This is a genomic window from Dorea sp. 210702-DFI.3.125, assembly GCF_020560945.1.
In the GTDB taxonomy this organism is placed as follows: domain Bacteria; phylum Bacillota; class Clostridia; order Lachnospirales; family Lachnospiraceae; genus Dorea; species Dorea formicigenerans.
The window spans coordinates 174,843-199,057 of the sequence record NZ_JAJCNF010000001.1; the positions used below are offsets into that span (position 1 = coordinate 174,843).

Sequence of the window (24,215 nt, forward strand, 5' to 3'; positions counted from 1 at the left end):
CTTATTTCTCAAAACGAACTTTAATTGAATTTGCATGTGCAGTTAAGTGTTCAGCTGTAGCAAATGCTTCAATATCCTCGTGGATCGCACGAAGTGCATTTTCAGAATAAGATATTATACTTGATTTCTTAATAAAATCATCTACGGAAAGTGGTGAGAAGAATTTTGCAGTTCCATTTGTCGGAAGAACATGGTTCGGTCCGGCAAAATAATCTCCCAGTGGCTCACTTGCGTACTCTCCGATGAAAATAGCTCCGGCATTACGGATTTTTGTCATGACATCAAATGGATTCTTTGTCTGGATTTCAAGATGCTCGGAGGCAATCTCATTTGCTGTCTCAATTGCCTCATCCATCGTATCTGTAACCAGTATGTATCCATAGTTATCGAGAGATTTCTGAATAATCTCACCACGGGATAATTCTTTTATGAACTTGTCAGTCTCATCAGAAACTTTCTTGGCAAGTTCTTCGCTTGTTGTTACAAGGATTGCTGAGGCGAGTTCATCATGTTCTGCCTGTGACAGAAGGTCTGCTGCCACGAATCTTGGGTTTGCAGTCTCGTCTGCAATAACAAGAATCTCACTTGGTCCGGCAATGGCATCAATACTTACATAACCATAAACTGCTTTCTTTGCAAGTGCCACATAAATATTACCAGGTCCTACGATTTTGTCAACTTTTGGTATGCTCTCAGTTCCATAAGCAAGTGCTCCGATTGCCTGTGCTCCGCCGACTTTATAGATTGCATCTGCTCCGGCCTCTTTTGCTGCCACTAGTGTAGTCGGTGTTACCTTTCCGTCTTTTCCCGGAGGTGTCACCATAATAATCTCATCAACTCCAGCTACCTTTGCCGGTACAATGTTCATCAATACAGAAGATGGATACGCTGCCTTTCCACCTGGTACATACACACCTACTCTGTGAAGTGCTGTCACTTTCTGTCCAAGGATCGTTCCGTCCGGTTTGCTGTCAAACCAGCTTGTCTGACGCTGTTTTTCATGATAAGTACGTATATTTGCAAGTGATTTACGGATAATCTCAACAAGCTTTGGATCTACCAATGCATAAGCCTCTTCAATCTCAGCATCTGTAACTTTGATGTTTCCTGCATTTAAGTCTGCCTGATCAAATTTTTTTGTGTACTCAAACAGAGCCTGATCTCCGTTTGCCTTTACATTTGCGAGAATTTCTGTCACTCCCTGCTCGTACTGTCCATAATTGTTCGGGCTTCTCTTTAACAGATCTTCTAAAAGATTTTTTCTGCTGTTTTCATCTAACTTCTGTATTCTCATTGCCGTTCTTCCTCCTATACACAAGGCTCCTGTTATCATCTTACATGTCTTTTCGCTTTTTCTGTCCAGAAACCATTTATTATTTTAAATCTGTGTGCGAAGCTTCATCAACAGATTCTTGATCCGCTCGCTTTCCATACGCATGCTGACTGGATTCACAATCATTCTTGCGGAAAGAGGACATACTTCCTCCAGAACTTCCAGTCCATTTTCACGAAGTGTGGAACCGGTCTCCACAATATCGACAATGACCTCAGAAAGTCCAACGATTGGTGCCAGTTCAATGGAACCGTTCAGTTTAATGATCTCCACAGTCTGATGCTTTTTATTATAAAAATAATCTTTTGCAATATTCGGATATTTTGTTGCCACACGAATCAACTCATGATGCTGTAAAAGTGGCGCTGCATCCTTATATCCGCAGACACACATTTTACATTTTCCATAGCCAAGATCCAGAACCTCGTGGACTTTACGCCCTTCCTCCAAAATGGTGTCCTTTCCTACAACTCCAATATCAGCTGCACCATACTCTACATAGGTCGGTACATCTGGTCCCTTTGCCAGAAAGAAACGAAGCTTCAATTCTTCATTGGTAAAAATCAGCTTTCTGGAATTCTTGTCCTTCATCTCTTCGCAAGTAATACCAATCTTTTCAAATAGTTCCAGTGTCTGATTGGCAAGACGCCCTTTTCCAAGGGCAAATGTCAGATATCTCATATAAAAACTCCTATCGTCAAATTCAAAACCCATTTTCAAGGCTCTTCGAATCTGGGTCTGCCAAAGCAGACATTTTATTTGTTGTTATTTACTTCCTTTTGTTCTCCGGTCACCAGATTTACCATGGTAATCTCGCCACTTTTCTTAATATATACAAGACTTCCAGCATAATATTCCTTGCCGAACCGGATATAGTCTTCCAATCCTTTCTCCGGTGATTTCTTAATCAGTTCTGTATTCTTTGCTTTCGCCCGGAAATCTTTTGCAAGCCGGATCGCATCTCTTGCACGGCTTTCATCATAAAGAATAATTGCATTCTTTCTTGTATAAACAATGCGGATTTTTTGGCGGATCAGAGCATTCATCAACTCATCAATGACAATGGCAAAGCCGATAGATGCTGATGTCTTCCCAAACTTCTCCAGCAAATGATCATAACGGCCGCCTTTGACTACCGCATCTCCGGTTCCAAATGTATAACCACGGAAGATGATTCCCGTATAATATCCATAATTTCCTGTCATACTCAGATCAAAAGTCACAAACTTCTCGACTCCGTAAAGTGTGAGAATATCATAAATCTTCTCCAGTCGCTTCACAGCCATGATTCCACTGGAATTAGGTGCAATGTTCTTTGCTTTTGCAAGAACTTCCACGCCTCCGACCAGATTTCCAAGAGCTGCAAATGCCTCTTTTGAGCTTCTCTTTACCATAATGCTGTCCAGATATTCCTCAACTCCGAAGTAATTGCGGTTGTTGATCAGTTCAACGACCCGTTCCCGTGCTTCTTCGTCCAATGCTGCGTCTTCAATAAGACTTTGGAAAAAGCCAAGATGTCCAACGCTTAATTGAAATTCCTTAAGTCCGATTGCCTGCATAGATTCAATGACCATAGCAAGCATCTCTGCATCTGCCTCCACTGAATCATCCCCAATCAGCTCAGCTCCCATCTGGGTCACTTCTCTTAATCGTCCCTGATTGTTGGAATGATTAATAAATGTATTACCTGTGTAACAAAGCCGTATCGGGAGATCTTCCTCTCCAAATAATGTAGCAGCCACACGTGCGATGGACGGTGTGATATCTGGTCGCAAAACCAACGTGTTGCCTTCTTTATCAAAAAATTTGTACAGATCTTTGGACGGTATTGTTCCGATTTCCTTCCGGAACACATCAAAATATTCAAAGGTCGGAGTCTGAATATCATGATATCCAAATAAATGCAGTGTTTTTTTCAGTCGATTTTCCAGTGCCAGCTTCTTTCCGCACTCAACATTATAAATATCCCGGACTCCCTCCGGCGTATGAAGTAGTTTTTCCATAGATCATTCCTCCCACACTTTAGCGTGCTACCATATTAAAACCTTATTGCATTATACGCATTTCCAGGCACTTTGTCAAGCTTCCTCACGGAGTTCCAAATCCAGATTTATGAAGTCCAGATAAGGAATATAATACCCGTTTTTGGGTTTCATAAAAAATCGTGGATCTAATTCCTCGTAGCGGATACTTTTACGCCCGCCATCACATGCTCTGTTCCAGAAACGAATCATTTCTTCAAATCGCATATAATAAAGTTCGTTCCGTTCAGAATAATAAATCAGGATAAACGCAATTCCATCTTGATGCTCGAACTGAGTCATAAATGTAATCTGATGCTCATGGATATTATGTAATGGGAATGTATCAGCTACACATTCTTTTGCATCAAAGCACACTGGAATTCCCTGGACTGCTCCAATGTAATCTACCGTACTTCGTTTTTCAAAATACGCCAGTGTGATCTGTTTGTGATCTGCGTCCATGCGCACCGGTGTAATGGGGGTCGGTATCTTCTGAATCAGGGCAAGTCCCTTTTCCAGATAATGGTCGTTGGTCCAATTGACCATCTCTTCTAATGTAGAACCTCTAAGGCCTCTTGAGTTCCATGTTCCCATGCTGTCTCCTTAATAAGTTGATAAAATTTACCCGGAACACGCGCCTGAAATACATTTTCCGAAAGATTCTCCAAAGGTTTTGGCATCTGCGGAAAATGTAGCTCATAAGAATGTAGCATTTGTGCCTTTACACCATATGTCTCATACTGGTGGTTCCAGGATATATTTCCATATTTGTAGTCCCCCATTAACGGGTGTCCGATACTTGCCAGATGTGCACGGATCTGGTGCGTCCGACCAGTAATCAGATGAACCTTTAACAGCGTAAGCTCTTTTTGATAAGCCACTGGCTCATATTCTGTCTCAATGGCTGCTGCCCCTTCCGACATTTTCCGGCTAATCATAACTTTATTCGTTTTCTCATCTTTTTTCAGATATCCCCGAATATGTGAAGTTTCTTTAATACAGCCTTTGACCAGACAGAGGTAATATTTTGCAAGGGTTCTTTCTTTAAAAGCTTCCCCCATGATCTGAAGCCCGGCCAGGCTCTTCCCTGCCACGACCATACCACTTGTGTTTCGGTCCAGCCGGTTGCAGATTCCAGGGTGAAATGTCAGAAGTTCTTCTTTTGTAACAGAACTATTTGACAGAAGATATCCAATCACATATTCCACCAGTGACACATCTTCTTTCTTCGCTTTCTGAGATAACATGCCTGCCGGCTTATTTATAAGCAGGATATTATCGTCTTCATAAATAATCTCCAGATCCTTTTTTACCGGATAAGACTCACTTGCTGCTGCATTTCCTGTAAATTTATCGATTGTCTCCTCTGCAAGAAAAAACTTTATCGAATCTCCGGTATTAAGTTTCTCCTGCCCTGCTGCCTTTTTCCCATTTAATGTAATATTCTTCTTTCTGAGCATTTTATAAATGAAACTTCCAGGCGCCTGGGGAAGATATTTTTTCAAATATTTGTCCAGCCTCTGACCGGACTCATTTTCTTTGATAATCGTCTCTCTCATAATTCTACATACAAGTGGACAAAATCAGTTTCCGGACTGCACGGTCTTCCCGTCCGTTTTCTGTATGTCCCACCTCAACAATATTATTCATGCCCTCCACGCGGCTTAAAAATGCTTTGTAATCGTGGAATATCTTGACCGTCATTTTTTCGTGATGATTTGCATTGAGCATGTCCTTCAAATATCTGGCACATGTTACCTCGTCCGTCTTTGTATTCGACGCATAACCGATGACTGTATGCCCGGAAATCACAATAGCGTCAACCGGCATCACTTTCTCCGGACTTGTAATGACAAGATCATAAACTCTTTTTAAAAGTGACGCTTTCGCCTCGATTTCCTGATAAATATCTTTTTCTATACTCTGATGTGGTGCAATGGTAATAAATTCGACCAGCATCTTTGATGCCGGAAGACACCCGACGACTGCAACTACCGTGAGCAGATTCAGCTTGGTCTTCGTCTGCACATAACCAAGCACGACAAGTGCTATGACAACTGCAAACTCCGCAATCGTTCCGATCAGGTATTTTTCTTTTCTCCATTTAATATAACCAGGCTGTCCCTTTTCTTTTTTCTTCATGCGAACCTCCTATTCTGCAATTTTCTCCATCACTGCCACGATCACACTGTCCGGCACAACTTTTGATGCCACCCAAGCAGCTTTCATGGATAGACCATACACGGAAGTCTTTTTGCCTCTCGCGCTGTCGATCAGAGCTTTTCTGACCACGTCTTTCGCATCGGCACGAAATTTCTTTTTCACACTTGCGACTTCTTTTCCGGTATGGTCAAAGAATTCTGTATCCACCGGTCCCGGACACACGGCAGTCACATAAATACCGCTTCCTTTGAGTTCTCTGCCAAGTGCCATGGACAGGCTGTAAACGTAAGATTTTGTCGCTGCATACACTGCAAATCCAGGCTGTGGTCCAAATGCTGCAGCTGATGAAAGGTTCACAATTCTGCTGCCACAATGCATATACGGAAGACAAAGTGCTGTCATTCTTGTCAGTGACCGGCAGTTGAGATCTACCATGCCGGTTTCTTCCTTCCAGCCATACTCGCAGAATGTTCCAATCTTTCCATAACCCGCCGCATTTACGAGCATCCGTACATTGGCGTGGGATTTTCCCAGTGCTATTCCCAGTTTTTTATAAATATAATCCTGGTTCAGATCTCCGTCAAAAATACGCACCGGAACTTTTAATTCCATCTCCAGTTCGTTCAGACGTTCTGCCCGTCTTGCGACGACCCAGATTTCATCCAGATTCTGATAAAGCTTTGGAATCTGCCTTGCAAATTCTCTTCCAAGTCCGGAAGATGCTCCTGTAATCAATGCTATCTTCATCATACTCCTATCACCTCTTGCAGTGTTTACAATTATCACTTTCGCTGTTATTATCTGCTCTTTCGGCGTTTATTGTTTCCGCCTCTGTTATTTTTTACATTTTTTGAATTCTTGCAGTTCTGCTTTCTTTTTACTCCAGACATGTCTGACTTGATTTTCCTTGGCTTGATCAAGCATTTCTGGTCAAATCCCACCAGATCCATGCGCCCGGATTTTCTAAGCGCCTCCATGACCAGATCATAATTCTTCGGATCCCGGTACTGGATCAATGCTCTCTGCATTGCTTTTTCATGCGGGTTCTTCGGTACATAAACTGGTTTCATATTTCTTGGGTCTACGCCTGTGTAGTACATACAGGTAGATATGGTGGACGGTGTCGGATAGAAGTCCTGTACTTGCTCCGGCATATATCCAAGATCCCGTAAATGTTCTGCAAGCTCGACTGCTTCCTTTAACGTTGACCCCGGGTGAGAAGACATTAGATACGGCACAAGATATTGATCCATACCAAGACGCTCGTTCATTTTTTTATACCGTTTTACAAACCCCTTATAGACAGAATTCTCCGGTTTTCCCATTTTCTCCAGGACTGCGTCTGATACATGCTCCGGTGCAACCTTAAGCTGCCCGCTTATATGATACTGGCACAGTTCCTTTAAAAATGTGTCATCCTTATCTGCCATAACGTAGTCGAACCGGATTCCGGAACGGATAAAAACTTTCTTGACTCCAGGTATTTTACGCAATTTTCTAAGAAGTGCCACGTAATCCCGATGATCGACCTTCATATTTTTACACGGTTTCGGGAACAGACACTGCTTTTCCTTGCAGACGCCATATTTTAACTGCTTTTCACAGGACGGTGCACGGAAGTTTGCCGTTGGTCCTCCAACGTCATGAATATATCCTTTAAAATCCTTGTCCTTCACCATTTCATTCGCTTCTTTTAATAAGGACTCATGACTTCTCGTCTGCACAATCCTTCCTTGATGAAAGGTCAGGGCACAGAAGCTGCACCCTCCAAAACAGCCACGGTTACTGATCAGACTGAACTTGATTTCTTTGATTGCCGGAACCCCTCCGTCTTTTTCATAACTCGGATGATAAGTTCTCATATACGGAAGGCCATACACCAAATCCATCTCGTCCTGAGAAAGCGGTTTTGCAGGTGGATTCTGTACAACATAAAGATGATCGCTGTAAGGCTCTACGAGACATTTCCCCGAAAACGGATCTGTATTACAATACTGCACATAAAAACTTCTTGCATAATTGAGCTTGTCCTCTTTCAATTGCTCATAGGATGGAAGAATTGTTGGTTCATAGACACTGTCCAGACTCTTGACCTTACACACAGTTCCCGGAATGTAAGTAATATCTTGAATACTAAGTCCACTATCTAACGCCTCTGCAATCTCAATGATCGAATGCTCACCCATTCCATATGAAATAATATCCGCCCCGGAATCCAATAGCACGGAGCGTTTTAATTTATTGGACCAATAATCGTAATGTGCCAGTCTTCGAAGACTCGCCTCGATTCCTCCGAGAATGATTGGTGTCTTTTTATAAACCTGACGGATCAGGTTGCCATAGACTGTCACCGCATAATCCGGACGTTTTCCCATAACACCGCCTGGAGTATAGGCATCTGTACTTCTACGCCTTTTTGATACAGAGTAATGATTTACCATAGAATCCATATTACCTGCCGATACAAGAAAAGCAAGTCTTGGCTCGCCAAGAACGGTGATGCTGTTCTTATCTTTCCAATCCGGCTGTGCGATGATTCCGACCTTGTATCCATAATCTTCCAGAAGCCTTGTAATAACTGCCGGTCCAAATGATGGATGGTCTACATAAGCGTCCCCTGAAATGTACACAAAGTCCAACTGTTCCCAGCCCCGTTCTTCCATATCCTTTTTACATATTGGTAAAAATCCCTGTGACATCTATAATACCTCACTTGTAGCGTTCAAAATAATAAATTCTTTAATTCTTCTTCGGTCAGCATGCGGTATTCGCCCTCTGCCAGATTATCATCCAGAATCAAGCTGCCCATACGTTCCCGTTTCAGATAAACAACCTCTTTTCCCACTGCCTGGAACATGCGTTTTACTTGATGAAACTTTCCTTCCTGGATGGTCAGACGTATTTCGGATAAATCATCACTTTTTATAATGTCGAGTTTTCCCGGCATCGTGATCTCCGGTTCATCTTCTGTGCCAATATTTACACCTTCTGCAAATTTTTCCGCATCGTCTTTTGTAACGTTCCCCTGCACTTTTGCAAAATAGCATTTATCCACATGATGTTTCGGAGAAAGTAACCGGTGTGCCAGATTTCCATCATTTGTAATTAAAAGAAGTCCCACCGTATCCTTATCCAGACGCCCCACCGGGAACAGATCTTTCCGCTTCTGTCCCTTGATCAGATCAATCACTGTTTTCTCGCGTTTATCTTCTGTTGCAGATACTACACCCGCCGGTTTGTTCAGCATATAGTATACATAAGAGGCATATCCGATTCGTTCACCGTCCAGTGTGACATGTGCTTTTGTCTCGTCCACTTTAAGTTCCGGGCGCTTTGCAATCTCGCCATCTACCTCTACTTTGCCTTTTCGAATATACTGCTTCACTTCCTGCCTGGTTCCTACGCCCATCTCAGACAGGAACTTGTCTAACCGGATCATGAATTCAACCTCCATCCCGGCAGATATTTATTCTTCAAAGTTCCATTAGCAAGCTTTCCCCATCCCAGTGGATAACCATCCACGCAGACCAGATACCAGCCTTTTGCTTTCGTCTCTACCAAATCATCAACATCCAGTGTTTCCCCTTTCAGATAACGGCTCACACGATCATCTTCTAGTGGCAGATCAACAATCTTCTCATAATCATCTTTTTTGAGGGTCATGGCAAAGGCCTGGCTTGGCTCAAACCGTTTTTTCTTAAGTTCTCCAAGTAAAAGTCCGGTACGCAGGAACCGAAGTCCCTTAAGATCAGGAAGTCCTGCCGGCATTACATAGACACGCTCGCCGTGGATATCCAGAAGATCCGTACGGATTTCTTTCTTTACATCATTTAAAAATTCTTCCAGTTCCTCTGGTAATTTCTTCTTTCCTTTTCCACCGGTCAGTTCACCTTTCACACGGTCACACGGTTCGCCCTTTTGTACAAGTGCCAGATAGTGTCCTTCCCCTTTCATTTTATGTGGGAATATGCGGACAGTATCCACAAGCGACGGATCCCGTGATTCTGTCACTTCCGGCATCCCCTGAACAAAGCCTTCATATGGCGCAATCTTCAAGATTCTAAATTCCGGATAGGTCTTAAGTAAATGTTCGATGACCTGCTCATTTTCTCTCGGATCAAAAGTGCAGGTGGAATACAGCATCATTCCGCCTTGTTTTAGCATACGGGCAGCCTGCAAGATAATGCTCTTCTGAATATTACAGAAAAAGTCCGGCCCATGCTCCTCCCATGCAGATACCATTTTTTTATCTTTTCGGAACATTCCTTCTCCGGAACACGGTGCGTCAATCAGAATCTTATCAAAATACTCTGTAAAATAGCTTTCCATTTTTCCAGGCTCTTCACTTAAAACAAGAACATTGCCAATACCGAACACCTCAATATTTTTCAGAAGTCCCTTGGCTCTGGAATTACTAATATCATTGGCCGCAAGTACTCCTTCCCCCTGAAGCTTTGCTCCAAGCTCTGTAGCCTTTCCTCCCGGTGCCGCACATACATCTAACACCTTGTCTCCCGGTTCCACCGGAAGCCGGTTTGCCGGTGTCATGGCACTTGGCTCCTGCAGATAATAAAGCCCTGCAAAATAATATGGGTGTTTAGACGGAGTTACATGCTCCCCGTCATAATAGAATCCATTCTCAATCCAGGGAATCGGCTCGATTTCAAACGGACAGATCTTTTTAAACTCTTCTACGGAAATTTTATTCGTATTTACACGAAGCCCATAATAACGCGGCTCTTCATAACATGCAATATAATCGTCAAAATCTTCTTTCAGAAGATCTCGCATCTTTTTTTCAAAATTCTCTGGCAATCTCATTGATTTTTCTCCTCCAGCGCATAAACATACATAATATAGTATAGCATATCTGGGTGTATAACTCTAGAAATATGAATAGATTAATTTTTTATTTTCTAAAAACAAAAGCACTTCATACGGATTAACGCTGATTTCTTTCCCATTTTCATAAAAATAAATCCCAAAATGCAAATGTACGGGAAACTGTCCCACCGTTCCTTCTGCTCCATAACCGCTATCTCCCATGTACCCTAGCAATTCTCCTGCTCTTACATAATCTCCTATTTTCAGGTTTGTATAAGAGTCCAGATGCGCGTAGTAGTAATATGTACTACTATCGCTTATGATACCAATCCGCCAACCCCCTTTTTCAAGCCAGCCCCTATTTTTCACCGTTCCGTCACTGACGCTCACCACCGGATACAGCCCCCGTTTATTTTCAGCCGCCATAATATCTGTTCCTTCATGCACCCGATTTCCGCCATAATTACGTTCCATATGCCAGGTGTCCACAAAACTTACTTTCAAAGATTTATCCACATCAGACTCTGGAATCGGGAAATACAAGGCCTCTTTTTCCACATTTTGCATCGCCTGCCTGCATGTTAAAGACAGGTATTTATTCTGACGCAGTTCTTCCGAAAAAAATTTATCTCGAAATTGCTGCGCAGCCAACGTCATCATTCGATCTGTCATGTGTTTTCCGGACGTATATGAAATTGATATTCCAACAGCATCCAGTAGCGCTATCACAAGCAGAATTGCAAACAGCCTCAAGCTTACCTGCCAGGTATACACTTGTTTATTTCTAAGATTCCTATTTTTCTTCATTTCAGTTTTATTCTCATTTTCCGCACATTTTTCTTCTACTATATGACTATATCAAATGTAAAATAACTCCCACCTCTGCAGATGGTAAAAATAAAAATAGAACATACAGATTCTTTCTCCATATGTTCTACTTTTATATTTTCTTATTTTTCAAACTGCCATGATGTCTGTAGATTTTTTATACTACACACCACGTTATCCTATTTTAATTTTGCAAGAATTCCTTTTAAGTATTCCCATGTTCTCTGTGTAGAGGCAATATCCAGCTTCTCATTAAAGGAATGAATATCCAAAAGATCCGGTCCCATAGATACACAATCCAAATCTGGTTTCTTTCCAAGGAAAAGTCCACACTCCAGTCCAGCGTGAATGGTAGATACAACCGGTTCTTTTCCATACTGCTCTACAAATGTCTCTACCATTACTTTGCGAAGTTCGGAATCTACTTTGTACTCCCATGCAGGATATCCACCCTGTGCCTTTCCGTCAGCTCCGACAGCCTGTGCACAAGTATCCAGGATTTCTTTCATATCTGCTTTCTTACTCTCCATAGAACTTCTTACAAGACTTTCAAGTTTTACAGCGTCCTTAGTCGTTTCTACAATACCAAGATTCAGGGAAGTTTCAACCAGTCCTTCCAGTTCACGGTCATAGCACTGTACTCCGTTCGGGCAGATGATAAAATATGTGATTACACGTTTTGTACTCTCCGCGTTCATAACTGCCACACCAGATACACTTTCTTCTTCTACATCCACAGTAAGTCCCGGTTCTTTTCCAAGAAACTCCTTGTCCCATGTTGCTTTTAACTCTGCAACAGAAGCTTTTACTTTATCAGCATCTTCTTTCGCCACAAGGATCTCTGCCTTACACTCACTTGAAATGACATTGTTCTTTGTTCCTCCTGCAATGCTGATCAGGCGGATGTCAGTCTCCAAAGATACGTGATTCAGAAGTCTTCCCATCATTTTATGTCCATTTCCACGCTGTTTGTGAATCTCTGCTCCGGAATGTCCTCCAAGAAGTCCGTGGATACGGATACTGATTTTCTCTCCTTCTGCGTTCTCGCGTGTGACTGGAATCTCAGTATTATATCCGAATCCGCCTGCACAGCCAACTGTCAGGATTCCCTCTTCTTCAGAGTCAATATTAATAAGCTTCTTTCCTTTAAGTACGGACAAGTCAATATTCTCTGCTCCACCCATTCCAATCTCTTCATCTACCGTAAACACAGCCTCAATTGGTGGATGCGGAATATCCTTGCTGTCCAAAATCGCCAGCGCCATAGCAACTGCAATACCGTCATCACCGCCAAGTGTAGTGTCTTTTGCTTTTACATATCCGTCTTCTACATACAGTTCAAGCGGATCTTTCTTAAAATCATGATTTGATTCCGGACGTTTCTCGCATACCATATCCATATGTCCCTGAATAATGACCGGTTCACTGTTCTCATATCCCACTGTTCCCGGTTTGGAAATGATAATGTTATTTGTCTCATCCTGTATGCATGCAAGTCCTCTTTCTTTTGCAAATGCTACGCAGTAATCACTGATTCGCTTTGTATCGAATGTACCATGAGGTACCTGGCAGATTTCCTCGAAAAATCGAAATACTTCTTTTGGTTCTAAGTTTTCTAATACCATGTTTATAACCCTCTTTTTGAAATAATTTTTGTGGTCACCCCATATCTGCGCAACCACGAATTTCTTTCTCTATTATGTATCATTTGTCATAAAAAATCAAATATTTCCATATGGTTAATTAAGTTTTAAGATTTTGCTCAGCAGGAGGCTTGTTCCATGAAAAATCATTTTTTTCAGCTTTTTCTGATCCTATGCTTTTTTGTGATGCTTTCATTTCCTTCTGAAGTATTTGAAGGCGCAAAATCCGGACTTCTACTTTGGTTCCTTACTGTTTTGCCAACGCTTTTTCCATTTCTTCTCATTTCGCGCCTGCTTCTTGACTCCTGTGCCTGTTCACTTTTAAACAAACTCCTTGCTCCTGTGATAAGCCGTCTGTTCGGCATTTCCGCCCAAGGTTCCTTCGCTTTTATTGTAGGATTCCTGTGTGGTTATCCTATGGGGGCAAAGATTACCGCCGATCTCTTTCATGCAAGGCAGATTTCAAAAGCAGAAGCTTCTTATCTACTGTCATTTTGCAATAATACAAGCCCTGCATTCCTCATCCATTATATTGTTCTCGGATATTTTCAGAACCCCAGACTCATTTTCCCATCTGTGCTGATCTTATACGGAACGCCAATCCTACTAACTTTTTTCTTTCGCATAAAGAAACATTTCGCATCATCGAACACTACAGACATTACATCTCCATTTACTATTTCAAAAATTCCTTCATGTTCTCTCGATTTCTGTCTTATGGATAGTTCTGAGGCTATCGTTAAAATCGGCGGATATATTATTCTTTTTTCCGTCATTTTAAATTTACTCCAAAAGCTCCCGATTTCACACCCGTTTTACCAGTTATTTCTTCTGCCATCTTTAGAACTAACTAACGGCTGCGCTCTCTTAAACAAAACAATAACCGCCCAGACCATCCCTCTGTCTTTTCCTATCTATTATAGCCTCTGTATGGGACACACTGCTTTCGGCGGCTGGTGTGCACTTTTTCAGACAGGCAGCATGATAAATGGAAGTGGACTTTCTCTCAACTCCTATGCAAGAAAAAAACTGGTCACCGCTCTGGTGACCAGTCTGTTTGCTTATCTTTATATACGTTCAACCTAAAAACTGTGTTTGCACTCACATCAGTAGCAATTCCTGACTCTTAATTGAGAATCTGTAAACAAATCTTCGTACAGGATAAAGAATCTACTCTTCACTGTCCAGGTCAAAATCCGGGAATGCATCCTCTGCTGGTTCTTCTTCCTGCTCATATCCCTGATCTTCATTCTGTGCTGCTGCCGGCTGATCCGGAATATCCAGCTCCGCACGGTTATTACGAACCATGTCATAGCACTCCTGAAGAGAATTCACAAGACTATCATACTTGGTTGTATAACTGTCCAGTGTATGTCCGATGATTCCTTCTGCATTCGCCATCAGATTATCTGCATAACGCATAGCTCCGATACGGATTTCATTCGCATCGCTTGTTGCATTATCAAGAATCTCCTGTGCCTGCTCTGTGGCAGCAGTTACAATCTCATTCGCCTGTGCGTATGCCTGCTGCATAATTTCATGCTCGCTCACCAGTTCATTCGTATGAATCTGTGCTTCCTCCAGCATGCTGTCCGCTTTTGCCTGTGCATCAGCAAGGATTGCATCTTTATTTGCAATGATCTTCTGATAACGCTTGATTTCATCTGGTGTCTTCATACGAAGCTCACGAAGGAGCTCGTCCATCTGATCTTTATTTACAATAATTTTTGATGTAGACAGTGGCTGAAACTTACAACTGTCAATATATTCCTCGATTTCTTCAATGATCTGCTCAATACGGCTGCTCATTATCTACACTCTCCTTTTTGATTCATTTTCTCCCTTATTCTTTCTCGCACAACATCGGGAACAAACTTTGAAATATCTCCATGATAGAAAGCTACTTCTTTTACTATGGTAGAGCTCAGATAAGAATACTCCAGGCTTGTCGTTAAAAAAACTGTCTCAACACTTGGCTCCAGTTTATGGTTCGTCTGAGCCATCTGAAGCTCATATTCAAAATCTGTGATTGCCCTGAGTCCTCGAACTATCATACAGGCATCCATCTTTTTGGCAAATTCTACCAGCAGCCCATCAAATGGGACTACGATTACATTTGTCATATCCCGTGTTACCTCATTTAACATTTTAACACGTTCCTCTACGGAAAACAACGGGGTTTTTGCATTATTATTCAATACTCCGATGACCAGCTCGTCCACAAGCGGTGCGGATCTTCTGATAATATCCAAATGTCCATATGTAACCGGATCAAAACTTCCGGGATAAATTGCTCTCTTCATAACTGCTCCTTATTCTTTCTCCAGGAAAATATGTTTATTTGTCTTATACATCTTTTCTTTTATTATGGAATAGCCCAGTTCTTCTGCATAAGACAGATCTGTCTTCTTCGATGCTTCCACGATAATAATTCCGTCATCCGCCAGCAAAGTCGTATCAGCGAGAAATTCCAGCACTTGCTTTTCCCATTCGTGATTATACGGTGGATCCATAAATATATATTCAAACTTCCACTCACCATTCAGCCTCGAAAGCGCCGCAAATACGTCCATCTGCATCGTCTTTGCCCGGTCTTTTAATTTTGTAGATTCCAGATTCTCCTGTATGCACTTCATAGCTTTTGGATTCTTCTCTACGAATACCGCATTTGCCGCCCCGCGGCTCAGCGCCTCAATCCCAATCCCGCCGCTTCCGGAAAAGAGATCCAGGAAATTACTATCATAGAGTTCTGCCGAAATCATATTAAACAATGTTTCTTTTATCCGGTCTGTTGTAGGTCTTGTATCCATTCCATCCAGTGTCTTAAGCTGCAGACGTCTGGCTGTTCCTGCAATTACTCTCATATCACATTCCTCTTTCTCTTTATCAGTTCTTTTTTATACTATTTCATCTATTTTTATCTATATTTTTCGTAAATTTTTCTTAGTTTCTCGTTCATTATAAATTTGTCCCATGGAAATGTCAATCCGATTCCCCGATGTACTGTATTCTATGCAAAATTCTGACACTGACTCCATGAAATTAGGGATACAACTTTTTCTTGTCATATCCCCATTTCATCTTTGTTCTGTTACCGTTAAATATTATTTACCGGCCATCTGTTTTTCCTGCTGTTCAATCATCTTTTTTACCATATAACCACCAACTGATCCATTCTGTCTGGAAGTCAGATCACCATTGTAACCGTCTGTTAATGGTACTCCAAGTTCTGTTGCTACCTCATACTTGAATTTGTCCAGTGCTCCTTTTGCCTCTGGAACTGCTGCTTTGTTAGATGAACGATTTGCCATTTTATACTCCTCCTTTTGTAACTTTGTTTTTGTTACGTTGTTAGTATATGGAGGATTTAAATTATTACACTAGAAGTTCCTTCATAATCTGGAATTTGCTGGACATATTCAGGATTATTTTTTAAGAGCCATTCTGCGGCTTCGTTCGCTTTCTGCAAAATTGCCGCATCCTGATAAATGTCTCCCAGTCCAAAATCCATAAGTCCGCTTTGACGGATTCCAAACAAATCTCCCGGACCGCGAAGTTTTAAATCTTCGCTTGCGATTTTAAATCCATCGTTCGTTTTATTTAAAATTTCCAGACGTTTTTTTGTTTCTTTTGCCTTTGAGCCGGTCATAAAAATACAATAAGACTGATATTTTCCTCGTCCAACACGACCGCGGAGCTGATGAAGCTGCGCCAGTCCGAAACGCTCTGCATTTTCAATCATCATAACGGTTGCGTTAGGCACATCAATTCCAACCTCAATCACTGTCGTTGACACAAGGATCTGGATTTCATTACGTCCAAAACGCTCCATAATCTCGTCTTTTGCTGCCTGCTTCATTTTCCCATGAAGATGATCAACTACAATCTGAGTCCCCATTTCTTCTTGCAGCATTCTGGAATAATCTGTCACATTTTCCGCCTCCATAGCTTCACTGTCTTCTACCATCGGGCAGATAATGTAACACTGTCTTCCTTCTGCAATCTGCTTTTTCATAAATGTGTAGGCCGTCTGCCGGTAACTGGTGTCTACCACACAATTCTTAATAGGCAGACGGTTCGCCGGAAGTTCATCTATCACAGAAATATCAAGATCTCCGTATAAAATGATTGCAAGGGTTCTCGGGATCGGTGTCGCACTCATAACAAGAACATGCGGAACACCGCCTTTTTTTGCAAATGACTCTCTTTGTTTTACCCCAAATCTATGCTGTTCATCTGTCACTACAAGTGCCAGATTATCATAATAAACTGCGTCCTGAATAAGTGCATGCGTCCCCACGATGATCTTCGCAAGTCCACACTCGATCCGGTCGTAAGCTCTGCGTTTTTCTTTTGCCGTCATCGAACCTGTCAAAAGCACTACTTTTATCGGAATATTATATGCTTCAAAAAGACTGGTAATCGATTCATAATGTTGTCTTGCCAGCACCTCTGTCGGTGCCATCATTGCCGCCTGATAGCCTTTTAATGCGGTATTAAGAAGCGCTAATACTGCAACGATCGTTTTACCTGACCCTACATCTCCCTGCACAAGTCTTGACATGGCATGCTCAGATGCCATGTCCTGCTGGATTTCTCTCCATACGTTCTGCTGCGCCCCGGTCAGTTCAAATGGTAACGCTTTTTGAAACTCCTCTGTCCGTAAATCCAATGGAATCACATATTCATTATCCATGCGGCTATTGCTGTCTTTTAGTTTCCGGATTGCAAGTATAAACTGTAAAAACTCTTCAAATACAAGCCGTTCTCTTGCATGATAAAAGACTTCTTTATCTTCCGGAAAATGAATACCACGAATGGCATAATTATATTCTGCCAACTGATAATGCAGACGGATTTCTTCAGGCAAATGCTCTTTTGTAAGATCAAGGCTTTCTACGACCTGCTTAACAGCTTTTGAAATCGCATTGTTCGTCAGGCCTGCTGTCAGATTATAAATCGGTTGTAGTGTATGCAGTTTTTCTTCATATTTTTCACTTGGATAAAAGATTTCCGGATGTTCCAGTACAAGTCCGTCCCGCCGATTCACAGCCCGGCCGCGCAAGGTAATCTGACCACCACCTGCCAGCGTATTTTTAAGAAACGGCATACGAAACCAGACTGCTTTGATCGTCCCCGTCAGATCTTTTACGTGAATGGTCGTCACCTGCAAGTTCCGACTTCCACCCACCTGCACACACCCGAAAATAATTCCTGTTACAGTAACAGTTCGACCGTCCTCTACCTCTGCGATAGGGACGGCCTCCTCATACACGTCGTAATTTCTCGGATAATACCTGAGAAGGTCACCAACTGTATAAATTCCCAGTTTTGCAAACAGCTTCTCCGTCTTCTCCCCGACGCCTTTTATTTCATGAATCTTACTCTGTTCAATCATATCTCTTATTCTACAGCTAATACATAATAATAGATTGGCTGACCACCACAGTGCACATCAACATCTATATCTGGATAGAGTTTTTCAACTTCCTGTGTAAAGGCATCTGCCTCTTCCTCAGTCACATCCTGTCCATAATACAGACTGATCAGTTCCGAATCGTCATCTACAAGCTGTTCTAACATTTCCAGTGTAGTCTCTGCAATATCCTGTCCTACAGAAAGGATTCCTGCATCACCAATTCCCATAATATCTCCCTGATGAATCTCTTTGTCATCAATGTGTGTATCACGGACTGCATAAGTAACCTGTCCGGTTTTCACATTCTTAATTTCATCAAGCATTGTCTCTTCGTTAGACTTTGCATCTGCATCCGGAACAAAGTTAATAATTGCTGTAATCCCCTGTGGAACAGTCTTTGTTGGGATTACAATGATTTTTTTATCTTCTACAAGGTCTTTTGCCTGATTTGCTGCAAGAATAATATTCTTGTTATTTGGAAGAATAAAAATTGTCTCTGCATTGACCTGATCAATGGCTTTTAACATATCATCTGTACTTGGGTTCATAGTCTGTCCACCCTCAATGATATAATCTGCTCCAAGTTCACGGAAGATTTCGTTCATTCCATCACCGATAGATACTGCAATAAATCCCATTGGCTTCTTCGGCTCTGCAGTCTTTTTAGCTTCTTCGGCTTCTGCCTGTTCTTTTGCAAGCTTCTCGGAATCACGAATCAGTTTTTCCCTATGCTCCTCACGCATATTATCTATTTTCATGCGTGATAACTGTCCATAAGTCAGTGCTTTCTGAATCGCAAGTCCTGGATCATTCGTGTGTACGTGGATCTTCACGATTTCATCATCTGCTACACATACGATAGAATCACCAATTGATGACAAGTATGCTTTCAGCTCATGCTCGTCGTTCTCTGTAAATTCCTTTTCAAGAAGAATGATAAACTCTGTACAGTAACCAAATTTAATCTCTTTTTCTTCCTCGACACTGACTTTTACTGCTGTACTATTTCCAGCAGCCGGTGCGATTGCGCTATAATCAATCTCTTTCCCAAGAAATGCATCATATGCTCCGCGGATAACTTCTAAGAGTCCCTGTCCACCAGAATCCACTACCCCTGCTTCTTTCAAAACCGGGAGCATCTCCGGCGTCTTCTGAAGAACTTCATCCGCATGCTCAATAACTGCCGGGATAAACTCCTCAAGATCTTCTGTCTCAAGAGCAAGCTCTGCTGCTTTATCTGCGATTCCACTTGCAACAGTAAGGATTGTTCCTTCCTTCGGCTTCATAACCGCCTTGTATGCTGTGTCTCTTGCTCTCTGGCAAGCTGCTGCAAGGGCTGCTGTATCAATCTCTTTTTCATCACGGATCGACTTTGTAAACCCTCTTAAAAGCTGAGAAAGAATAACTCCCGAGTTACCTCTGGCTCCTCTTAAGGAACCGGAAGAAATTGCTTTTGCCAGGTTCTTCATATCAACATCTGCAAGCGCTGTCACTTCCTTAGCTGCTGACAGGATTGTCAAAGTCATATTAGTTCCCGTATCTCCATCCGGAACAGGGAATACATTCAGTTCGTTGATAAATTCTTTCTTTGCTTCTATATTCTGCGCGCCTGCAAGAAACATCTTCGCAAGCATATTTGCATCAATTGTCTTTGTAGCCACTTCTTATGTCCTCCTTGATTAATCAATGACGCGTACGCCCTCGATATAGATATTAATCTTATCTACCGGCATTCCGGAAAACTCTTCCACACGATACTTCACATTGCTGATCAGGTTATCCGTAACCGCTGAAATACTTACGCCATACGCAACAATGATATGAAAGCTCAAGCTTACATGGTTATCCTCAGAGATACGCACCTTAATTCCACGAGTCAGGCTCTCCTTTTTTAACAGATGAACCAGACCATCCTTCATATTCACTGCAGCCATTCCAACGATTCCAAAACACTCTACCGCTACAGTTCCTGCATATTTTGCTATCACTTCAGGATCAATCGTAATAATTCCGAGATCCGTGCTCATACAACCTTTCATATCCGATACCTCCATATCCGTATATTTAACATATGTATTATACTCTGTTTCATTATATATTACAAGGCAAAACAGGCATGTCCCGACTGTTCTGCCTGATTATCATTTTCACATAACTAAAAAAGGTCCACCGGACCTTTTTGTCGTATGCTTGGCAACGAAAAAAAGCCCAGATTCCATTTCTGGAATCTGAGCTTTTATACTATTATGCTCGCTCAACTTTGCCAGATTTCAAACAAGAAGTACAAACATACATTCTCTTTGTAGCTCCGTTCTCTGTCTTAACACGAACAGATTTTACATTAGATTTCCACATTTTTGGGGATTTTCTATGAGAGTGGCTTACGTTGTTTCCAAAGTGAGCACCCTTTTCACAAATAGCACATTTTGCCATGACTGCACCTCCTAACGCTCATAATAAGTCTTTTTCAGACTCGCAACAATAATATACTAGCAGATAATTCTCACAAAAGCAAGTATTATTTTCAAGATTTTTTCGACATTTTTCAATCAAGATTTATATTTGCCTTTTTTGTTATTTACAGCAAAACAAATTATATCCAGCCAGCAGGCATAGTATGACACACAGAACAGTTACAAATGTATTGGGCAAAAGCATGGCGATCACAAGTCCGATTGCTATTCCAAACAGCGCAAATCCCACTACCCGTTTCATTTTTTATCGACCCTTCTCTTATAATGTATCTTACTCTATTCTATGCTTCACACAGACCGGACATTACAGATAACTACTGTACATCTACTCTGTCAAGAATATCCTTCACATCATTCTCGTCAAGTTTTGAATCTTTACCTCCTGTAAATTTGTCGACCATGTCAGGCACCATATCAAGAATCTTTGTGATCGTATCCTGGTTCTTAATATTTACCAGTCTTGTGTGTCCATTCTGGATCACAAGAACTGCGCAAGGTGTCATCTTGCCGCCAACACCTCCGGCTCCTTTTTCCTTCTTGTCCGCATTAAACGCTCCGGCTCCAATTGCAAAAGATACATCCACCAGTGGAAGAATGATTGTGTCCCCGATATGGATTGCATCTCCTACTACTGTCTTCGATGAAACAACTCCATCAATTCCTGTGAACAATGCCTCCACAGTCCCTTTAAAATTATTATCTGCCATATAAAAATCCTCCTGTTATTTTATTTTAAAATTACGAATATCACGATAAGTCTGACGCACATTTCTATTCCAGATCAGTTTCCAGCCGCTCTGAGCAAAATGCCACAGATAAATCTTTCCTTTTAAATATGCTGAACCTTTCAGCACCTGATGTTCAAAATCAGGTGTCACACTTATACATCCTCCAACAAATGGATATAGCACGCCAAACACTGCCAAAGCCTGTCCGGTATAATACGGATCATCAAATCCATAAATAATCCTCACATCTGCCTTTTTGGGCTTTAAATGTTTCATAAGCCTGAAAAGTTCTTTTTTACATTTGTGATATGCCCCTTTATGCACCTCATCTCGAAGAAATTCTTCCAACTTTTCTTTCTTTCCCGACAATGCTTTTATTTTATCACACAATTTTCCAAAAGTACATTTTATCTTCTGAATCCACGAAAGAATCCTCTGATAGAAGCTTCCATTCTTTTCACTGTCCACGGATTTTTCTTTTTCAGGAATTCCTTTTTCAGTTTTCCATTTTTCAGATTCCGGAGCATGCGCACTCTTTTGGCGTATCGTCTGCGACGTCGCCAGATTCTCTTCAGATTTTTCTGCAAATTTTTCAGATTCATTCTTTTCAATCTTGTCTGTTTCTGTAATACTCTTCTCATGATTCGATTTCTCCTCTTCTTCTATTTCTGAAATCTCAATTTTCTCAGCTTCTTCTATTCCAGAAATCTCAGCTTTCTCAGCTTGTTTCTGCAGCGTCTGTACCTTTTTCTGTTTCTTTCCGGCTCCTGTATTTCCTCTTTTTATCCATGCAAGTCTAAGCCGCCACTTCATTTTTCCATTCTTATACAAGATGTCCGCCCGAACAAGCTGCAAAAGCCAGGTAACTTGCACTTTTCCCTTCAGAGAATCCAGGTCACCATCACACCTTCCCTGTACCTCGTAATGAACCGGCACAAAAAGAAAAATAGCAATCAATAGCAATAGGATTCCCAGTATTACAGCGATTATTATGCCGATTATTTTTAATATCAAAATCAAAATATGTAGCATCGCATCTTAGCCTTCCTGTTCTCTTTCTAACAGATATGTGCGGATATCCGCCGCTCCTGTTTGTTCATACACGTTCCCGGCAATCTCTTCTACCAGCTCCAGAGCCGCCTCGTAACCTCTTACAATTCCTACAACAAAGAAATCATCATTTGGAAAATCCGGCTGAAGAAAAAGCGCTGCATTATAAATTTCAAGCTGATTCGACCCATGTTCCGGCAATACCAGTACATAGATATCTCTTTGAAGTTTTCCCGTATTCAGTCTTCTTATAATCTTTTCTTTTTTCTTTTTCAGGTCTTCACCCCAGTAAAGTCTGCGATAATATCTCATGTTATCTTTCCATTTTCTCAACTATTTACCAATTATTACCTGCACATATCACAGAATCTTCTTTATTGATAATATGCATCAAACACTTTTTTTGCAATATTAACTGCTTTTGCAGAACCGTCAGCCTGCTCAATAATCACACTGATCACAAGTTCCGGGTTGTCAACATTAGCAATTCCAACGAACCAGGAATGATCTTTTTCCTTATCTGAGCTATATTCTGCCGTTCCGGTCTTTCCTGCAGCCGTGTAGTTTTGTCCACCAAGTACAGATGCTGTTCCATAATCGGTAACAGCCGTCATATAATCTTTGAGCTGCGCCGCCTCTTTGGAAGTCATCAGATCTTTATATTTCTCCGGTTTTGTCTTCTCGATCACACTTCCTGCATTGTTGGTAACAGAATCTACCAGATATGGTTTCATCAATGTTCCGCCATTGGCAATTGCTGACGTGATCAAAGCCATATGATATGGGCTTACCTGTGTTTTCCCCTGTCCCATGGCAGTCATCATCCGCTCTGCCTCCGTGTCCGATGAAGTCAACGTAAACTGACTCTTGCTGTACGGCAGGACAGACGGAAGTTTCTTATTAAACAGAAGCTCTTGCGCAGTATCCTTGTAAGTGTCTGCATTCAGTGATCTTCCGATATTGGAAAATGAAGTATTACATGAATACGCAAGACTATCCCTCAAAGTCACCTGTCCGTGTACGTGTCCACCATAGCAATGAATTGTAACATCACCACTTTCAATAGAACCTGTACAGTTATAGGAATAGGAATCAAAATCTGCATTTTCACGCATGAACTCCAGTGTTGTTACAAGTTTAAACGTAGAACCAGGTGCGTACTGCCCCTGCGTTGCACGATTCAGAAGCACACTATCCTCACTTGTGCTAAGTTCATTCCAGTTTTGACTGACTGTATTCGGATCAAAATCAGGTTTTGAAACCATAGCTAAAATCTTTCCTGTACTTGGATCCATAACAACTACTGCACCTTTATTAGAACCAAGTGCATCATAAGCTGCTTCCTGGAGATTTGTATCCAGTGTCGTTACTACATTATCTCCCTGGTTTTTCTTATCCTGGAATTCATTTTTTAATTTGTCTACAAAAAATGCATTGGAAGTCAGAAGTTCAAAGTTAGAAACAGACTCCAGACCAGATTTTCCCTGAGCAGTATAACCGACCACATGAGCAAATATATTATTGTACGGATATTCTCTTGTCTCTGTCCCATCTTCTGCCACATTTGTCTGAGCCAGCACATTTCCATTTCTGTCCAGAATCTTTCCGCGGATCACACGGTCCGCATAAGAATCCTGCCTCTTATTATAAGGGCTGCTGATGATATCTCTGCTTTTCACAACATTAAAATAAGAGATATAACCCATCATAGCAATAAACAGTGCTACAA

The 24,215-nt window shown here is 41.6% G+C and carries 26 protein-coding genes; 1 reads left to right on the top strand and 25 read right to left on the bottom strand.

The window, feature by feature from the left end:
- Position 1: 1 nt before the first annotated feature.
- The 12 genes from hisD to LI164_RS00875 all read right to left on the bottom strand — a co-directional run bounded on the left by hisD (position 2) and on the right by LI164_RS00875 (position 12,797).
- Complete coding sequence (hisD, locus tag LI164_RS00820; protein WP_005336292.1) at positions 2 to 1,294, bottom strand: histidinol dehydrogenase; 1,293 nt, start codon at positions 1,292 to 1,294, stop codon at positions 2 to 4.
- Between the two features lie 84 nt (positions 1,295 to 1,378).
- Entirely contained in the window at positions 1,379 to 2,014 is a 636-nt protein-coding gene (hisG, locus tag LI164_RS00825) for an ATP phosphoribosyltransferase (RefSeq protein ID WP_005336290.1), read from the bottom strand.
- A 74-nt stretch (positions 2,015 to 2,088) separates the two neighbouring features.
- Entirely contained in the window at positions 2,089 to 3,336 is a 1,248-nt protein-coding gene (gene hisZ / locus LI164_RS00830; RefSeq protein WP_227086594.1) for an ATP phosphoribosyltransferase regulatory subunit, read from the bottom strand.
- 75 nt (positions 3,337 to 3,411) lie between these two features.
- Positions 3,412 to 3,951, bottom strand: coding sequence for a Holliday junction resolvase RecU (locus tag LI164_RS00835; RefSeq protein ID WP_040015453.1), 540 nt, complete (start codon positions 3,949 to 3,951; stop codon positions 3,412 to 3,414).
- Positions 3,909 to 4,916, bottom strand: coding sequence for an RluA family pseudouridine synthase (locus LI164_RS00840; protein WP_227086595.1), 1,008 nt, complete (start codon positions 4,914 to 4,916; stop codon positions 3,909 to 3,911). The genes LI164_RS00835 and LI164_RS00840 overlap by 43 nt, the downstream gene beginning before the upstream one ends.
- Positions 4,917 to 4,920: 4 nt before the next feature.
- Positions 4,921 to 5,499 carry a hypothetical protein gene (locus tag LI164_RS00845; protein WP_005332839.1) on the bottom strand — a complete coding sequence of 193 codons (579 nt, stop codon included), beginning with the start codon at positions 5,497 to 5,499 and terminating at the stop codon, positions 4,921 to 4,923.
- 9 nt (positions 5,500 to 5,508) lie between these two features.
- The gene (locus tag LI164_RS00850) at positions 5,509 to 6,270 is read right to left on the bottom strand and encodes an SDR family oxidoreductase (protein WP_118000317.1); all 762 of its coding nucleotides are present in this window, start codon (positions 6,268 to 6,270) and stop codon (positions 5,509 to 5,511) included.
- A 47-nt stretch (positions 6,271 to 6,317) separates the two neighbouring features.
- Positions 6,318 to 8,219 carry a YgiQ family radical SAM protein gene (locus tag LI164_RS00855; protein WP_005332847.1) on the bottom strand — a complete coding sequence of 634 codons (1,902 nt, stop codon included), beginning with the start codon at positions 8,217 to 8,219 and terminating at the stop codon, positions 6,318 to 6,320.
- 23 nt (positions 8,220 to 8,242) lie between these two features.
- On the bottom strand, positions 8,243 to 8,959 hold the full coding sequence (locus LI164_RS00860; protein ID WP_227086596.1) for a pseudouridine synthase: 717 nt from the start codon (positions 8,957 to 8,959) through the stop codon (positions 8,243 to 8,245).
- Positions 8,956 to 10,341 (bottom strand): RsmF rRNA methyltransferase first C-terminal domain-containing protein, encoded by a 1,386-nt coding sequence (locus LI164_RS00865; RefSeq protein ID WP_227086597.1) that lies wholly within the window; start codon positions 10,339 to 10,341, stop codon positions 8,956 to 8,958. Before LI164_RS00865 ends, LI164_RS00860 begins: the two co-directional genes overlap by 4 nt.
- Positions 10,342 to 10,404: 63 nt before the next feature.
- Entirely contained in the window at positions 10,405 to 11,151 is a 747-nt protein-coding gene (locus LI164_RS00870; RefSeq protein WP_227086598.1) for a M23 family metallopeptidase, read from the bottom strand.
- Positions 11,152 to 11,351: 200 nt separating this feature from the next.
- Positions 11,352 to 12,797: an aminoacyl-histidine dipeptidase gene (locus tag LI164_RS00875; RefSeq protein ID WP_227086599.1), complete on the bottom strand. Its 1,446-nt coding sequence runs from the start codon at positions 12,795 to 12,797 to the stop codon at positions 11,352 to 11,354.
- 156 nt (positions 12,798 to 12,953) lie between these two features.
- On the opposite strand from LI164_RS00875, the gene LI164_RS00880 reads away from it, so the two are divergent.
- A complete protein-coding gene (locus LI164_RS00880; protein WP_227086600.1) occupies positions 12,954 to 13,901 on the top strand; it encodes a nucleoside recognition domain-containing protein in 948 nt (315 codons plus the stop codon).
- An 84-nt stretch (positions 13,902 to 13,985) separates the two neighbouring features.
- Here LI164_RS00880 and LI164_RS00885 read toward each other — a convergent pair whose 3' ends face one another.
- The 13 genes from LI164_RS00885 to LI164_RS00945 form a co-directional block, all read right to left on the bottom strand.
- Complete coding sequence (locus LI164_RS00885) at positions 13,986 to 14,624, bottom strand: ATPase (RefSeq protein ID WP_117606874.1); 639 nt, start codon at positions 14,622 to 14,624, stop codon at positions 13,986 to 13,988.
- A complete protein-coding gene (gene coaD, locus LI164_RS00890) occupies positions 14,624 to 15,118 on the bottom strand; it encodes a pantetheine-phosphate adenylyltransferase (RefSeq protein ID WP_005332855.1) in 495 nt (164 codons plus the stop codon). The genes LI164_RS00885 and coaD overlap by 1 nt, the downstream gene beginning before the upstream one ends.
- A gap of 9 nt (positions 15,119 to 15,127) precedes the next feature.
- Positions 15,128 to 15,679, bottom strand: a complete 552-nt coding sequence (rsmD, locus tag LI164_RS00895; RefSeq protein ID WP_227086601.1) for a 16S rRNA (guanine(966)-N(2))-methyltransferase RsmD — start codon at positions 15,677 to 15,679, stop codon at positions 15,128 to 15,130.
- Between the two features lie 240 nt (positions 15,680 to 15,919).
- Positions 15,920 to 16,126, bottom strand: coding sequence for an alpha/beta-type small acid-soluble spore protein (locus tag LI164_RS00900; RefSeq protein ID WP_005332859.1), 207 nt, complete (start codon positions 16,124 to 16,126; stop codon positions 15,920 to 15,922).
- A gap of 56 nt (positions 16,127 to 16,182) precedes the next feature.
- Positions 16,183 to 18,213, bottom strand: coding sequence for an ATP-dependent DNA helicase RecG (gene recG, locus LI164_RS00905; protein ID WP_227086602.1), 2,031 nt, complete (start codon positions 18,211 to 18,213; stop codon positions 16,183 to 16,185).
- A 5-nt stretch (positions 18,214 to 18,218) separates the two neighbouring features.
- The gene (locus LI164_RS00910; RefSeq protein ID WP_117612641.1) at positions 18,219 to 19,895 is read right to left on the bottom strand and encodes a DAK2 domain-containing protein; all 1,677 of its coding nucleotides are present in this window, start codon (positions 19,893 to 19,895) and stop codon (positions 18,219 to 18,221) included.
- 18 nt (positions 19,896 to 19,913) lie between these two features.
- Positions 19,914 to 20,273, bottom strand: coding sequence for an Asp23/Gls24 family envelope stress response protein (locus LI164_RS00915; RefSeq protein WP_040015456.1), 360 nt, complete (start codon positions 20,271 to 20,273; stop codon positions 19,914 to 19,916).
- A 205-nt stretch (positions 20,274 to 20,478) separates the two neighbouring features.
- Positions 20,479 to 20,667 (bottom strand): 50S ribosomal protein L28, encoded by a 189-nt coding sequence (gene rpmB / locus LI164_RS00920; protein WP_005332867.1) that lies wholly within the window; start codon positions 20,665 to 20,667, stop codon positions 20,479 to 20,481.
- Positions 20,668 to 20,808: 141 nt separating this feature from the next.
- On the bottom strand, positions 20,809 to 20,949 hold the full coding sequence (locus tag LI164_RS00925; protein WP_005332869.1) for a hypothetical protein: 141 nt from the start codon (positions 20,947 to 20,949) through the stop codon (positions 20,809 to 20,811).
- Between the two features lie 73 nt (positions 20,950 to 21,022).
- Entirely contained in the window at positions 21,023 to 21,415 is a 393-nt protein-coding gene (locus LI164_RS00930) for a GerW family sporulation protein (protein WP_227086603.1), read from the bottom strand.
- 15 nt (positions 21,416 to 21,430) lie between these two features.
- On the bottom strand, positions 21,431 to 22,393 hold the full coding sequence (locus LI164_RS00935) for a DUF2953 domain-containing protein (protein WP_227086604.1): 963 nt from the start codon (positions 22,391 to 22,393) through the stop codon (positions 21,431 to 21,433).
- 81 nt (positions 22,394 to 22,474) lie between these two features.
- Entirely contained in the window at positions 22,475 to 22,798 is a 324-nt protein-coding gene (locus tag LI164_RS00940; protein ID WP_147566941.1) for a hypothetical protein, read from the bottom strand.
- Positions 22,799 to 22,860: 62 nt separating this feature from the next.
- On the bottom strand, positions 22,861 to 24,192 hold the full coding sequence (locus LI164_RS00945) for a penicillin-binding protein 2 (protein ID WP_227086616.1): 1,332 nt from the start codon (positions 24,190 to 24,192) through the stop codon (positions 22,861 to 22,863).
- Positions 24,193 to 24,215: the final 23 nt, after the last annotated feature.

Coding starts and splice junctions, on each gene's coding strand:
- hisD (WP_005336292.1), bottom strand. CDS start 1,294: ATGAGAATACAGAAGTTAGATGAAAACAGCAGAAAAAATCTTTTAGAA.
- hisG (WP_005336290.1), bottom strand. CDS start 2,014: ATGAGATATCTGACATTTGCCCTTGGAAAAGGGCGTCTTGCCAATCAG.
- hisZ (WP_227086594.1), bottom strand. CDS start 3,336: ATGGAAAAACTACTTCATACGCCGGAGGGAGTCCGGGATATTTATAAT.
- LI164_RS00835 (WP_040015453.1), bottom strand. CDS start 3,951: ATGGGAACATGGAACTCAAGAGGCCTTAGAGGTTCTACATTAGAAGAG.
- LI164_RS00840 (WP_227086595.1), bottom strand. CDS start 4,916: ATGAGAGAGACGATTATCAAAGAAAATGAGTCCGGTCAGAGGCTGGAC.
- LI164_RS00845 (WP_005332839.1), bottom strand. CDS start 5,499: ATGAAGAAAAAAGAAAAGGGACAGCCTGGTTATATTAAATGGAGAAAA.
- LI164_RS00850 (WP_118000317.1), bottom strand. CDS start 6,270: ATGATGAAGATAGCATTGATTACAGGAGCATCTTCCGGACTTGGAAGA.
- LI164_RS00855 (WP_005332847.1), bottom strand. CDS start 8,219: ATGTCACAGGGATTTTTACCAATATGTAAAAAGGATATGGAAGAACGG.
- LI164_RS00860 (WP_227086596.1), bottom strand. CDS start 8,959: ATGATCCGGTTAGACAAGTTCCTGTCTGAGATGGGCGTAGGAACCAGG.
- LI164_RS00865 (WP_227086597.1), bottom strand. CDS start 10,341: ATGAGATTGCCAGAGAATTTTGAAAAAAAGATGCGAGATCTTCTGAAA.
- LI164_RS00870 (WP_227086598.1), bottom strand. CDS start 11,151: ATGAAGAAAAATAGGAATCTTAGAAATAAACAAGTGTATACCTGGCAG.
- LI164_RS00875 (WP_227086599.1), bottom strand. CDS start 12,797: ATGGTATTAGAAAACTTAGAACCAAAAGAAGTATTTCGATTTTTCGAG.
- LI164_RS00880 (WP_227086600.1), top strand. CDS start 12,954: ATGAAAAATCATTTTTTTCAGCTTTTTCTGATCCTATGCTTTTTTGTG.
- LI164_RS00885 (WP_117606874.1), bottom strand. CDS start 14,624: ATGAGCAGCCGTATTGAGCAGATCATTGAAGAAATCGAGGAATATATT.
- coaD (WP_005332855.1), bottom strand. CDS start 15,118: ATGAAGAGAGCAATTTATCCCGGAAGTTTTGATCCGGTTACATATGGA.
- rsmD (WP_227086601.1), bottom strand. CDS start 15,679: ATGAGAGTAATTGCAGGAACAGCCAGACGTCTGCAGCTTAAGACACTG.
- LI164_RS00900 (WP_005332859.1), bottom strand. CDS start 16,126: ATGGCAAATCGTTCATCTAACAAAGCAGCAGTTCCAGAGGCAAAAGGA.
- recG (WP_227086602.1), bottom strand. CDS start 18,213: ATGATTGAACAGAGTAAGATTCATGAAATAAAAGGCGTCGGGGAGAAG.
- LI164_RS00915 (WP_040015456.1), bottom strand. CDS start 20,273: ATGAAAGGTTGTATGAGCACGGATCTCGGAATTATTACGATTGATCCT.
- rpmB (WP_005332867.1), bottom strand. CDS start 20,667: ATGGCAAAATGTGCTATTTGTGAAAAGGGTGCTCACTTTGGAAACAAC.
- LI164_RS00925 (WP_005332869.1), bottom strand. CDS start 20,949: ATGAAACGGGTAGTGGGATTTGCGCTGTTTGGAATAGCAATCGGACTT.
- LI164_RS00930 (WP_227086603.1), bottom strand. CDS start 21,415: ATGGCAGATAATAATTTTAAAGGGACTGTGGAGGCATTGTTCACAGGA.
- LI164_RS00940 (WP_147566941.1), bottom strand. CDS start 22,798: ATGAGATATTATCGCAGACTTTACTGGGGTGAAGACCTGAAAAAGAAA.
- LI164_RS00945 (WP_227086616.1), bottom strand. CDS start 24,192: ATGGGTTATATCTCTTATTTTAATGTTGTGAAAAGCAGAGATATCATC.